Source organism: Arthrobacter sp. B2I5 (assembly GCF_030816735.1).
In the GTDB taxonomy this organism is placed as follows: Bacteria; Actinomycetota; Actinomycetes; order Actinomycetales; family Micrococcaceae; genus Arthrobacter.
Genome location: NZ_JAUSYF010000001.1, coordinates 1,726,732 through 1,739,767 on the forward strand (window position 1 = coordinate 1,726,732; position 13,036 = coordinate 1,739,767).

Here is a 13,036-nt window from a genome sequence, read left to right on the forward strand (position 1 = left end):
TCGTGACTGCACCTGCAAAGAACAAAGCCGACTTCTGGTTCGACCCCCTCTGCCCGTTCGCCTGGGTCACCTCCCGCTGGATCGGCGAGGTGGAAACCGTCCGGGATATTGAGACGGAGTGGCACGTCATGAGCCTGGCGGTCCTGAACGAGGGCCGCGACCTGGACCCCGCCTACAGGGAGTCCATGGACAACGCCTGGGGCATGGTCCGCGTGATCATCGCCGCCCGTGAAGAGCACGGCCCGCAGGTCATCAAGCCGCTTTACGATGCCATGGGCACGCTGATCCATAACCAGGGCGAAAAGGACCGGACACAGGTCATCACCAAGGCCCTGGCTGAGTGTGGCCTGCCAGCGTCCCTGGCCGACGCCGCTACCACCGATGCCTATGACCGGCAGCTGCGGGCCAGCCACGAGGAAGGCATCTCGCTGGTGGGCCAGGACGTAGGCACGCCCGTGGTCGCGTTCAACGGGACCGCGTTCTTCGGGCCGGTGCTGACCCGGATTCCCCGTGGTGAAGAGGCCGGCAGGATCTGGGATGCCACCACTGCCATCGCCGCGTACCCGCATTTCTTCGAGCTGAAGCGCAGCCGCACGGAGAGCCCTGAATTCGACTGATCGCCCACCCGCCGCCTGGCGGGTGGCCCATCTAGGGCCCCGGAAGAACTACCAGAGTGTAGTTCTTCCGGGGCCCTTGTGCATGCCATGGGGCAGGAGAACAATGGTTTTTACCCACTTCGAAAGAAGCGGGACGCAGGAACCAAAGATCCAGTGATATGTAATTTGACGCAGCCATCGGCAAAGTTGAATGCAAGCTACCAGTGACGGTGTAGCAAGACCTGGAGTTCAGAGGATCTTGCCAGACCATCGAGATAACGTCACAAGATGGCCGAAAGTCGAAGCCCCACCAACGGCAAAACGCTGATGGGGCTTCCCCTTTGCCCGGAAATGGGCCTTGGCTGGATCCGGACGGTCGTCAGGCCTTGGCAGGTTCGTCGCTGGGAGCGAGGGCGACGTCGGTCACTGCGAGGTCGCCGTCACCCACCACCAACGTGATCTCCCGTGCGTTGGACGCAGCCTTCAAATCAGCCAGTCCCGCCTGCAGCTGGGCAGTCAGGGCCTCCGGGGCGGTGATGGTTGCAGACAGGACCTCCGTGCGCTGCTTGACCTTCGCCTCGGACTTGGCCTTGCGGACACCGCTCAGGGCTACGCCCACGGTGGCCAGCATGGTGGTGTCCCCGCCGGGGATCTCCAGCGCAGCCGGCCAGGCGGCCCGGTGCACCGACCCGTTGCGCCACCAGCTCCAGACCTCTTCGGTGGCGAAGGGCAGGAACGGCGCGAAGAGCCGCAGCAAGGTGTCCAGGGTGGTGGCCAGGGCAGCCAGCACGGATGCCTGTTCGGCTTCGCCGGCCGCTCCGTAGGCCCGGTCCTTGATCAGCTCCACGTAGTCGTCCGTGAACTGCCAGAAGAACGTCTCGGTGAGCTGCAGGGCGCGGGCGTAGTCGTAGTTGTCGAACGCCTTGGTGGACTGCGTGACGACGTCGGCCAGCTGGGCCAGCAGCGCCCGGTCCAAGGGATTGGTCAAGGCAGAGAGATCATTGCCAAGCACCGAGTTCTCGGTGGCGCCGAGGTTCAGCACGAACTTGGAAGCATTGAGCAGCTTGATGGCCAGGCGGCGGCCGATCTTCATCTGCGCGATCTCGTAGGCGGTATCGGCGCCAAGCCGTGCCGAGGCAGCCCAGTAGCGGACCGCGTCCGAGCCATACTCGTTGAGCACATCGGTGGGGACCACCACGTTGCCCTTGGACTTGGACATCTTTTTGCGGTCCGGGTCCAGGATCCAGCCGGAGATGGCCGCATGCTTCCACGGTGCGCAGTCCTGCAGGGCATCGGCGCGCACCACTGAGGAGAAGAGCCAGGTCCGGATGATGTCGTGGCCCTGGGGGCGGAGGTCGAACGGGTAGACCTTGGCGAACAGGTCCTCGTCACGGCTCCAGCCGCCCACGATTTGCGGGGTCAGCGAGGACGTGGCCCACGTGTCCAGGACGTCGGCGTCGCCCGTGAAGCCGTTGGGCTGGTCGCGCTGTGCCTCCTCGAAGCCGGGGGCGGCGTCCGCAGCCGGGTCCACGGGAAGCATCGCGTCCGAGGGCAGGATGGGATTGTCGTAGTCCGGGTTGCCCTGTGCGTCGAGCGGGTACCAGACGGGGATAGGCACGCCGAAGAACCGCTGGCGGGAGACCAACCAGTCACCGTTCAGGCCGGCGATCCAGTTCTCGTAGCGGGAGCGCATGAAGGACGGGTGGAAGTCGATTTCCATGCCCCGGCCGATCAGGCGTTCGCGGCGGTCCTCGTCGCGGCCGCCGTTGCGGATGTACCACTGGCGGGAGGTGACCACTTCCAGGGGCTTGTCGCCCTTCTCGAAGAAGTTCACCGGGTGGGTGATCTTCTTGGGCTCCCCGTCCAGCAGGTCGGCTTCCTTGAGCAGTTCCACCACGGCTTCCTTGGCGGAGAAGGCGGTCTTGCCGGCGATCGCGGCGTACGCTTCCTTGCCCGCCTCGCTGGTGATCCACTCGGGGGTCTCGGCAATGATGCGGCCGTCCCGGCCCATGATGGCGCGGGTGGGAAGCTGGAGTTCACGCCACCAGGTGACGTCCGTCAGGTCGCCGAAGGTGCAGACCATGGCGATGCCGGAGCCCTTGTCCGCCTTGGCCAGCGGGTGGGCCTTGACCTCAAGTTCAACGTCGAACAGCGGGGACTTCACGGTCTTGCCGAACAACGGCTGGTACCGCTCGTCGTCGGGGTTTGCCACGAGTGCGGCGCAGGCAGCCAGCAGTTCGGGGCGTGTGGTCTCGATGAAGACCTTGTCCCCGTCCTCCGTGAAGAAGGGGTACCGGTAGTAGGCGCCGGGAACCTCGCGGTCCTCAAGCTCAGCCTGGGCCACCGCCGTGCGGAACGTGACGTCCCACAGCGTGGGCGCTTCGGCCATGTAGGCGTCGCCGGCGGCCAGGTTGGCCAGGAAGGCGCGCTGGGACACAGCCCGGGAGGTGTCGTCGATGGTGCGGTAGGTCAGGTCCCAGTCGACGGAGAGTCCCAGGGTCTGGAACAGGTTTTCGAAGACCTTCTCGTCCTCAACAGCGAGTTCCTCGCACAGCTCGATGAAGTTCTGCCGTGACACGACGTCGAAATCGCGCTGGTTCTTGGCCGGCTGCGCGGGCGGCTGGTAGTCGGCGTTGTAGGGAATGGCGGGGTCGCAGCGGACGCCGTAGTAGTTCTGGACGCGGCGTTCGGTGGGAAGGCCGTTGTCATCCCAGCCCATGGGGTAGAAGACGTTCTTGCCGGTCATGCGCATGTAGCGCGCCTGGACGTCAGTCTGGGTGAAGGAGAACATGTGGCCCACATGCAGGGATCCCGACGCGGTGGGCGGGGGAGTGTCGATCGAGTAGACCTGCTCCCGCGTGGTGTCGGGGTTGAACTTGTAGGTTCCCTCGGCCAGCCAGCGCTGGGTGAGCGCCGTTTCGAGGCCTTCGAGGGCCGGCTTGTCCGGAACGTTGATGGGGGCGGTGGTGGGCGTGTCTGTACCCTGCGTGTCTTCAGCCATTGGGCAATTCTTTCATGCCTGCTTCCATCCCACCCAACCCGTCCCGCCCGGCCGGATGTGAAGGCGGGTAGCATGCGGCGTATGGTCCAACGGCACGGCACTTTCGGTATCAAGCGCATCTACGATCCACCGGCGGACGACGACGGCTGCCGGGTGCTGGTGGACCGGCTCTGGCCGCGGGGGATGCCCAGGCAGGATGCGGCCATCGACCTCTGGCTCAAGGACGTTGCCCCGTCCGCCGGGCTGCGCAAGGACTTCAACCACCGCCCCGAACGGTTCGCCGAATTCAGCGAACGCTACCGGCAGGAACTGGATTCAAATCCCGCGGTGGAGACGCTGCTGGAACTGGGCGCCGGACACCCCAGGGTCACCCTGCTCTACGCTGCCCGCAACACCGTCGCGAACCACGCGCTTGTCCTGCTTGATTACCTCCAGGGACGTCGTGCCGGCTGATCCCGTTAGGGTGGTGCCATGACGAAGGACTTGCAGAAAAAGGCAGCACTTGTGACCGGCGCGAGCAGCGGGATCGGTGAAGCGGCGGTACGTGCGCTGCGCGCCGACGGGTGGACGGTCTTCGCCGTGGCCCGCCGCGCCGAACGCCTCGCGTCCCTCGAAACCGAAACGGGCGCCGTCGCGCTTCCTGCTGACATTTCAGAGGACGACGACGTGTCCCGGCTTCTGGCGCAGGTCACCGGCGCCGGCGGCATCGATACGCTCATCAACATCGCCGGCGGTGCCCGCGGCGCCGACAGGATTGGTGACGCCAGTACGGCCGATTGGGAATGGATGTACCAGGTCAACGTCCTGGGCACCATGAAGCTCACCCGCGCCTTCCTGCCCATGCTGCGGGCCACCGGCGAAGGAACCGTACTGAACCTCACCTCCACCGCCGGGCTGGACGCCTACGAGGGCGGCGGCGGCTACAACGCCGCGAAGTTCGCCCAGCACGCCATGACCAACGCGCTCCGGCTTGAAGAGGTGGAGAACAACGTCCGCGTCATCGAGGTGGCGCCGGGCCTGGTGCAGACCGAGGAATTCGCCCTGAACCGCCTGGGGGATGCGCAGGCGGCGGACAAGGTCTACCAGGGCGTTGAGAAGCCGCTGACCGCAGAGGACGTTGCCGACGTGGTCCGCTACGCCGTCACGGTTCCGCACCACGTCAACCTGGACCAGATCGTCATCCGGCCGGTGGCGCAGGCCGCCAATCACAAGCTGATCCGGAAAGGCTGAGCCGCCAAGGACGTGCTAGGGGACCCGGACGTTCAGCGTGGCCGCCACTGCGGCATGGTCTGTCCGGCCAATCCGGTGGACGGAGTAGCCGGAAGCGCTGATGTCCGGGCTGGTGACCAGGTGGTCCAGCGCTATGCCCGGCAGCCGGTAGCCGCGCATCGGCCAGGTAGGCACCAGCCTGCGGCCCGCCGCAGCCGCCACGTCCACCAGGGGCCGGGTGCCGCCCTGTCCGGACAACAGCCCGCGGAATTCCTGATGGTCATAGGTGGCGTTGAAGTCGCCCGCCAGCAAGAGCGGGCCGGATCCGTTGTCTGACCTGGCCACTGCGGACAGGTCGCTGCGCCATTGATCGAGGCCGTCCTCCACCGGGGCCAGGGCATGGACGGCCACCACACGCAGGCTGCTGCCGCCGCCGTCGCCGAGGTCAAGGCGCGCCACCGGCATGGCGAACCGGGTATCCGGGAGTACTCCGCTGGCTGTCAGCTTGTATGAGGAGTAGATGGCGGAGCCGCCGGCCCGCTCCCTGGCAAGGGCAACGCGGTGGGGGAGCAGTCCGTCCAGTCCCGCCGCCGTGAGTTTTCGCGCCAGGCCAGGCGTGTACTCCTCAACCGCCAGCAGGTCCACCTGCAGTTCACGGACCAGCGCCACGATGTCGCCTGCGTCCGCGCCGCCCAGCTCCGCATTGATGCTCATGGCAACCAGGGAGGCGGACGTGCCGGCGGCCTCGGCGGCAGGTTCCCGGATGTCCAGCGGGAAAAGCCAGAATGCCTGGCAGCCCGCCAGGACTGCGGCCAGGATCTGCTGCCAGCGGCTCCGCCCCGCGAAGGCCAGGAGCAGGGCAGCGGCGGCGGGCACCGCGAGCCACGGCGTGAAGGCCACCAGCTGGACCCCCAGCACAGGCCAGTCGGCAGGGACCGCCCGGACCGTTGACACCGCCGCCACCGGCAGGGCAACAGGAATGAACAGCCACCTGCACACTGTCGCCGCACGCCGTCGGCCGCGGGGACGTCCGGAAGCTGTCATGACGCGAGTCTAGGTAATGCGGCCTTGCGGCGTCAGCCCCGGACCAGCCCGGATCGCTGGGGACGCCCACCATCTCAGGAATGGCACTGTACGCCGCGGCGATAGTAGACTCTGGAGTGGCTATGACCCGGCAATCACCGGTGAGCTTCCGGAAGAACGCGCGGCCGCGCCATGCAGGGCGGTGGGTGCCAGTAGAACCGGACGGGTAAGCCCGTCACAGCAGTAATGAGAGGCCGGGGCCAGCGGCCGTTCCCCAGGGAACCCGCAGCGCCGGTAAGTGAGGTGGTACCGCGGTCAAAGTGCAGTCTTCGGACGGCACGGCAGCCGTCCTCGCATCCTGAACGGAACGTCCGGCCCTGCCGGGAGTTCACCCACGCTCAACCCAGGATGTCGAATATGACGTTTTACCCCAAGGCCTCAGCCTCCAGCACCTCTTCGAACGGCAGCAGCGCCGGCGTTTCCGCCTCCGTGAAGTTTCCGGAGATCGAAGAGCGCATCCTGAAGTACTGGGACCAGGACGGCACCTTCCAGGCCAGCATCGACCAGCGCAGCGCCGACGTGCCCGGCGGGGAGCCCGGCAGCAACGAATTCGTCTTTTACGACGGACCTCCCTTCGCCAACGGCCTGCCGCACTACGGCCACCTGCTCACCGGTTACGCCAAGGACTTGGTGGGCCGCTACCAGACGCAGCGCGGCAAGCGGGTGGAACGCCGCTTCGGCTGGGACACCCACGGCCTGCCTGCCGAACTGGAGGCCATGAAGCAGCTGGGCATGACGGACAAGACCCAGATCGAGGCCATGGGCATCGACAAGTTCAATGACGCCTGCCGCGCCTCGGTGATGAAGTACGCCGATGAGTGGCGCAGCTATGTCACCCGGCAGGCCCGCTGGGTGGACTTCGACAACGACTACAAGACTCTCAACGTCGAGTACATGGAGTCGGTCCTCTGGGCATTCAAGCAGCTGCACGACAAGGGCCTGACGTACAACGGCTACCGGGTGCTGCCGTACTGCTGGAAGGACGAGACCCCGCTGTCCAACCATGAGCTGCGCATGGACGACGACGTCTACAAGAACCGCCAGGACCAGACCGTCACCGTCACGTTCCCCATCCTTGCCGGGGAGTCGGAACTGTCCAGGCAGCTTGCCGGCGTGCAGGCGCTCGCCTGGACCACCACCCCCTGGACGCTGCCCACCAACGCCGCGCTCGCCGTCGGGCCTTCCATCACCTATGCCGTGCTGCCCGCCGGCCCCAACGGCATCAAGGCCGCCTCTGCCGACGCCCCGGTCACCGGCAGTTTCCTGCTCGCAGCCGACCTCCTGGGCGCCTATGCCAAGGACCTCGGATACGGGAGCTTCGAAGACGCGGAAGCCGCGGTGGTCTCCACCCACACCGGCGCCGAACTGGAAGGGCTTGAATACCAGCGGCTGTGGGACGACTTTGCCGACAACGAAAAATACGGCATGGAGAACGCCTGGCGTTTCGTGGTGGCCGACTACGTCACCACCACCGATGGCACCGGCATCGTGCACCAGGCGCCGGCCTACGGCGAAGACGACCAGAAAGTCTGCGAGGAGGCAGGCATCCCGGTGGTGCTCTCCGTGGACGAAGGCGCCAAATTCCTGCCGTTGTTCAAGCACGGCGACCTCCACGACATCGTGGGCCTGCAGGTCTTCGAGGCCAACAAGCCCATCACCCAGGTGCTCCGCGCCCAGGGACGGCTGGTCCGGCAGGCCAGCTACGAGCACAGCTACCCGCACTGCTGGCGCTGCCGCAACCCGCTGATCTACCGTGCGGTGTCCTCCTGGTATGTGGAGGTCACCAAGTTCAAGGACCGGATGTCCGAACTGAACCAGGAGATCAACTGGATCCCCGGCAACGTCAAGGACGGCCAGTTCGGCAAGTGGCTGGAGAACGCCCGCGACTGGTCCATCAGCCGCAACCGTTTCTGGGGCAGCCCCATCCCGGTATGGCAGTCCACGGATCCCGAATACCCGCGCACCGACGTTTACGGCTCCCTGGCCGAGATCGAGGCGGACTTTGGCCGGCTCCCCCTGAACAAGGACGGCGAAGTGGACCTCCACCGCCCGTTCATCGACGAACTCACCCGGCCCAACCCGGATGACCCCCGCACCCCCGAAGAGGGCCAGTCCGTCATGCGCCGCGTGGAGGATGTCCTGGACGTCTGGTTCGACTCCGGCTCCATGCCCTACGGCCAGGTGCACTACCCGTTCGAAAACGAGGCCTGGTTCAACACCCACAACCCGGCGGACTTCATCGTGGAGTACATCGGCCAGACCCGCGGCTGGTTCTACATGCTGCACATCCTGTCCACCGCGCTGTTTGACCGGCCCGCGTTCCGGAACGTCATCAGCCATGGAATCGTGCTGGGGTCCGACGGCCAGAAGATGTCCAAGAGCCTCCGCAACTACCCGGACGTCTCCGAGGTCCTGGACCGCGACGGCTCCGACGCCATGCGCTGGTTCCTCATGTCCAGCCCCATCCTCCGGGGCGGCAACCTGATCGTCACCGAGCAGGGCATCCGCGACGGCGTGCGCCAGGTCATCCTGCCGCTCTGGAACGTGTACAGCTTCTTCAGCCTGTACACGAACGCCGCGAACGGTGGCGCCGGCTACGACGCCAAGCTCCGCTACGAGGGCTACCGGGACACCCTGGACCAGTACCTGCTGGCCAACACCGGCGACCTGGTCCGCAACATGACGGCGCAGCTGGACACGTATGACATTTCCGGCGCCTGCGACTCCCTGCGCAGCTACCTGGACATGCTCACCAACTGGTACGTCCGCCGCAGCCGCCAGCGGTTCTTCGACGAGGACCAGGACGCCTTCGACGCGCTGTTCACCGCGCTGGAGACCGTCACCCGTGCGGCGGCATCGCTGCTGCCGCTGGTTTCCGAGGAAATCTGGCGCGGCCTGACCGGCGGCCGGTCCGTGCACCTTGCCGACTGGCCGGACGCGGACCTCTTCCCCGCGAACCCGTCCCTGGTGGAAGCCATGGACCGGGTCCAGCAGATCTGCTCCACGGGCTCGTCGCTCCGCAAGGCAGCCAACCTGCGGGTCCGGCTGCCGCTGCAGGAGCTGACGGTCGTGGCACCCGGCGCGGACGCCCTGCAGGGGTTCGCCGCCGTCGTCGCCGATGAACTGAACCTCCGTTCCGTCCGCCTGCTGGACGCCGCCACCGCTTCCCCGGAGGAGTTCGGGATCCAGCAGAAGCTGGTGGTCAATGCCCGCGCTGCCGGGCCGCGCCTGGGCAAGAACGTCCAGGTTGCCATCAAGGGGGCCAAGTCAGGGGACTGGTCCGTGAACGACGACGGCGTGGTCACCTCCGGAGGGCTTCAGCTGGAACCCCAGGAGTACACGCTGGAGACAGTGGTGGCCGAGTCCGAGGGTGCTTCGGCCGCTGTTGCGGTGCTGCCTGGCGGCGGGTTCGTCGTCCTGAACACGGAAGTCACCCCCGAACTTGAGGCCGAAGGGCTGGCCCGCGACATGGTCCGCGCCATCCAGCAGGCCCGCAAGGACGCCGGGCTCAACGTCAGCGACCGGATCCGCACCACGGTCACCGCACCGCAAAACGTCGTGGATGCCCTGCTGGCCAACGCCGAACTGGTCAAGGGTGAGACGTTGACGGTTGACCTGGCTGCCCAGCCGGGCATTGTGGCTGAACCCGCCGTCGCGGTTGAAAAAGTGGAGGCCTAGGACATGACTGACGAATTCTCTGTAGAGAGCGTCTACGCCGAACTGCTGGGACGGGCGCCGGAAAACAAGATGGAGCCCCGCCTGGCGCCGCTGTTCCGCGCCATGGACGTGCTGGGTGAGCCCAACAAGGCGTTCCCGATCATCCACGTGACCGGAACCAACGGCAAGACGTCCACGTCCCGGATGATCGAATCGGTCCTCCGCGCCCACGGCCTGAGCACCGGACGCTACACCAGCCCGCACCTGTCCAAGGTCACCGAGCGGATCAGCATTGACGGCCATCCGGTATCCGACGAGACATTTGTCAGAATCTGGGACGAGATCAGGCCCTACCTGCAGATCGTGGATTCCGAGCTCGAAGCCGAGGGGCAGCCGCGCCTGACCTACTTCGAGTGCCTCACCATCCTGGGCTTCGCCATCTTCGCTGACCAGCCAGTCAACGTGGCCATCATCGAGGTGGGCCTGGGCGGCATCACCGACGCCACCAACGTTGGCGACGGACAGGTATCGGTAGTCACGCCGATCTCGCTTGACCACACCGACCTCCTGGGCGACACCACGGAGGACATCGCCCACGAAAAGGCCGGCATCATCAAGCCCGGCGGCTACCTCATCAGCGCTGCCCAGCCCCTCGACGCAGCCCAGGTGCTGCTGGAAAAGGCCAAGGAAGTGGGCGTTCCGTTCCGCTTCGAGGGCGTGGAGTTCGGCGTCGAGTCGCGGACCGTTGCTGTCGGCGGGCAGATGGTGACCATCCAGGGCATCGCCGGCCGCTACCCGGACCTCCTGGTGCCGCTGCACGGTGCCCACCAGGCACAAAACGCTGCCGTGGCGGTGGCCGCTTTGGAGGCGTTCTTCGGCGGTGAAAAGGAACTCGACCTCGAAGTGCTGCAGGAAGGCTTCGCGGAGGTAACGTCGCCCGGCCGCCTGGAGGTGGTCCGGACCGCACCCACCATCATCGTGGACGCCGCCCACAATCCCGACGGCATCAAGGCCTCCGCCGCCGCACTGCAGGAAGCATTCACCTTCACCAGGCTGGTTCCGGTGGTTGGCGTCCTCAAGGAGAAGGACGCCGAGGAGATCCTGCGCGAAATCAGGGAATCGCTGGGGGACATGGCGGTGGAGTACTGCTTCACCCAGTCCAACTCTCCGCGGGCGGTTCCGGCTGCGGAGCTTGCCGAACTGGCGATCGACCTGGGATTCGGTGAGGACAACGTGCACGTCGCCGAAAAGCTGGACGATGCGCTCGAATGGGCGGTGGAACGGGCCGAAGCCAACGATGACCTTTCCGGCGGCGTGCTGGTCACGGGTTCCATCACCCTGGTGGCAGAGGCGCGGATCCTGCTCGGAAAAACGGAGGCGTGACCGTGGCCAGACTGACCAAAGCACAGCGCGAGTGGCGCCCCGGCATGCCAAAGAAGCGCCGGTCCACCAAGGTGATGTTCGCCTCCACCGTGCTGCTCCTGGAAGCGTTCGTGATGTTCTTTGCCACCCTGGTGGTGTTTGGTTTGCGCCGCGGAGAGTTTCCGCCGGCCCTGATCCTGGGCGTGGGCATTGCCCTCAGCGTGGTCATGATCTTCGCCTGTGCAGTCCTCAACAGGCCCTGGGGGATCGGCCTGGGATGGATCCTGCAACTGGTCCTGATCCTCACCGGCATCTTCGAGCCCGCTATGTTCCTGGTGGGGGCGCTCTTCGCGGTGGCGTGGTGGTACGGAATCCGGACCGGCATCCGGCTGGACCGGGAGGCCGCGCAGCGCGCCCGCGAACAGGCAGAATGGGAAGCCGCCCATCCGGATGGTGCCGCTGGTCCCGCCCAGCCGCAGTCACCGTAACCCCATCCCCTTAGACTTATCCCGAAACCCCACCAACGCATTGGAGCAGTTGTGACTACAGAGCGCACCCTCGTCCTGATCAAGCCCGACGGCGTCGCCCGTAACCTGACCGGCGCCATCCTGGCCCGGATCGAAGCCAAGGGCTACAGCCTTGTTGAGCTGAAGAAGGTGGACGCCACCCGTGAGCTGCTGGAACAGCACTACGAGGAGCACGTGGGCAAGCCGTTCTACGAGCCGCTGGTCGAGTTCATGCTCAGCGGACCCGTGGTGGCGGCCATCTTCGAAGGCCACCGCGTCATCGAAGGCTTCCGCTCGCTGGCCGGTACCACGGACCCCACGACGGCGGCCCCGGGCACCATCCGCGGCGACTTCGGCCGGGACTGGGGCCTGAAGGTTCAGCAGAACCTGGTGCACGGCTCCGATTCCACCGACTCCGCCGAGCGTGAGATCAAGATCTGGTTCCAGGGCTGACCCCACCGAAATGACAGATAAGGCCAATGTTCTTCGCGAACATTGGCCTTATCTGTCATTTGGCGGTGCGCTCTAGAAGCCGGAGGTTCCCGCAAAGACCTGGATGAACGCGAAGAAGATGGTGGCGACGACGGCCACGTACAGCAGCGCCGTGATGATCCAGCCGGAATCACCCAGGACCCGGGCGGCCCCCGCGGGCATGGGAATTACGCCTGCGCTGATGTTCCTGATGGTGGTCCACACGAAGAGCGGAATCATGGCCGCCCAGACGATCATGCAGAACGGGCACAGGATGTGGATGGAATACAGCGCCTGCGACCACAGCCAGACCACGAACGCAAAGCCGAGCGTGACGCCCACCTGTAGCCCCACCCAGTACCACCGGGCGAAGGTGGCGCCTGACAGCAAGGCCATGCCCACGGTGATGGTGATGGCGAAGGCCACGATGCCGATGAACATGTTGGGGAAACCGAACAGGGAACTCTGCCACGTCTGCATGACCTGGCCGCAGGAGATCCAGGGGTTTACGTCGCACACTGTGGTGTGGTTGGGGTCCTTGAGTACCTCGAGCTTTTCCAGGACCAGGGTTCCGGAGGCCAGCCAGCCCACGATTCCGGTGATGACCAGGAGCCAGCCGAAGGGCCGGTTCCGGGCCATCCGTGGAACGCCTGCGGCAGCAGTAGTCTGCGGATCCGTGGCCCGTTCCTGCTCATGGGCGCTGACGGGGGAGGTGCTGGGCATGGGTGTGGCGTCCTTTTCGTCCGGTGCTCCTGTGCCTGATTGTAACGCCGCAGGCTGGAGCCACCACACAGCAACAGGATCAGCAACCCCTGCTTCCGCGGCGATCCGGCCCGGATGTGAGAGAATGAACGTGGCTGGAAGCCGATCCACATTCGGACTCCGGTCCGGTGGTATGTTCCCAAGACCGCCAATGATGGGCAGGGCAGGCTTCGGATTCTTCCGGCACTCCCGCCACTCCATTGGGCGGCACCTGGTTGTGGCACGCAGAACAACGGGTTTTCAGAACATCCGCCGGCTCCCACGGGCTGCCGCACCCCACTGACGGTGCGAACCTGGGAGTATCCACTTGACTTCTGTCAACGCCTGCGGGTTTTGACAATATGTGCCCCAATGGGTGCCGGATGTGGCGGTACGTCAGGGGCAGGAGT

Annotated in this window: 10 protein-coding genes; 7 read left to right on the top strand and 3 right to left on the bottom strand. The window is 65.8% G+C overall.

What is annotated here, in order from left to right; genetic code table 11:
* Positions 1-2: 2 nt before the first annotated feature.
* Positions 3-617 (top strand): DsbA family protein, encoded by a 615-nt coding sequence (locus QFZ60_RS08325; protein WP_307089670.1) that lies wholly within the window; start codon positions 3-5, stop codon positions 615-617.
* A 358-nt stretch (positions 618-975) separates the two neighbouring features.
* Here the strand turns inward: QFZ60_RS08325 and valS are convergent, their stop codons facing one another.
* Complete coding sequence (gene valS, locus QFZ60_RS08330) at positions 976-3,597, bottom strand: valine--tRNA ligase (RefSeq protein ID WP_307089672.1); 2,622 nt, start codon at positions 3,595-3,597, stop codon at positions 976-978.
* A gap of 72 nt (positions 3,598-3,669) precedes the next feature.
* Between valS and QFZ60_RS08335 the strand changes: the two genes are divergently transcribed.
* Positions 3,670-4,050, top strand: a complete 381-nt coding sequence (locus QFZ60_RS08335; protein WP_307089674.1) for a DUF488 domain-containing protein — start codon at positions 3,670-3,672, stop codon at positions 4,048-4,050.
* A gap of 18 nt (positions 4,051-4,068) precedes the next feature.
* Positions 4,069-4,827 (top strand): SDR family oxidoreductase, encoded by a 759-nt coding sequence (locus QFZ60_RS08340; RefSeq protein WP_307089675.1) that lies wholly within the window; start codon positions 4,069-4,071, stop codon positions 4,825-4,827.
* A 15-nt stretch (positions 4,828-4,842) separates the two neighbouring features.
* Here the strand turns inward: QFZ60_RS08340 and QFZ60_RS08345 are convergent, their stop codons facing one another.
* Complete coding sequence (locus QFZ60_RS08345) at positions 4,843-5,850, bottom strand: endonuclease/exonuclease/phosphatase family protein (RefSeq protein WP_307089676.1); 1,008 nt, start codon at positions 5,848-5,850, stop codon at positions 4,843-4,845.
* A 396-nt stretch (positions 5,851-6,246) separates the two neighbouring features.
* On the opposite strand from QFZ60_RS08345, the gene ileS reads away from it, so the two are divergent.
* From ileS to ndk, 4 genes are read left to right on the top strand one after another with little or no spacing between them, the layout of a single operon-like run.
* Positions 6,247-9,567: an isoleucine--tRNA ligase gene (gene ileS, locus QFZ60_RS08350; protein ID WP_307089678.1), complete on the top strand. Its 3,321-nt coding sequence runs from the start codon at positions 6,247-6,249 to the stop codon at positions 9,565-9,567.
* Positions 9,568-9,570: 3 nt separating this feature from the next.
* Entirely contained in the window at positions 9,571-10,929 is a 1,359-nt protein-coding gene (locus tag QFZ60_RS08355) for a folylpolyglutamate synthase/dihydrofolate synthase family protein (RefSeq protein ID WP_307089680.1), read from the top strand.
* A gap of 2 nt (positions 10,930-10,931) precedes the next feature.
* Positions 10,932-11,396, top strand: a complete 465-nt coding sequence (locus tag QFZ60_RS08360; RefSeq protein ID WP_307093258.1) for a DUF4233 domain-containing protein — start codon at positions 10,932-10,934, stop codon at positions 11,394-11,396.
* A gap of 51 nt (positions 11,397-11,447) precedes the next feature.
* Complete coding sequence (gene ndk / locus QFZ60_RS08365) at positions 11,448-11,867, top strand: nucleoside-diphosphate kinase (protein ID WP_018769466.1); 420 nt, start codon at positions 11,448-11,450, stop codon at positions 11,865-11,867.
* Positions 11,868-11,939: 72 nt separating this feature from the next.
* Here ndk and QFZ60_RS08370 read toward each other — a convergent pair whose 3' ends face one another.
* Positions 11,940-12,608 (bottom strand): vitamin K epoxide reductase family protein, encoded by a 669-nt coding sequence (locus tag QFZ60_RS08370; RefSeq protein ID WP_307089682.1) that lies wholly within the window; start codon positions 12,606-12,608, stop codon positions 11,940-11,942.
* Positions 12,609-13,036 lie beyond the last annotated feature (428 nt).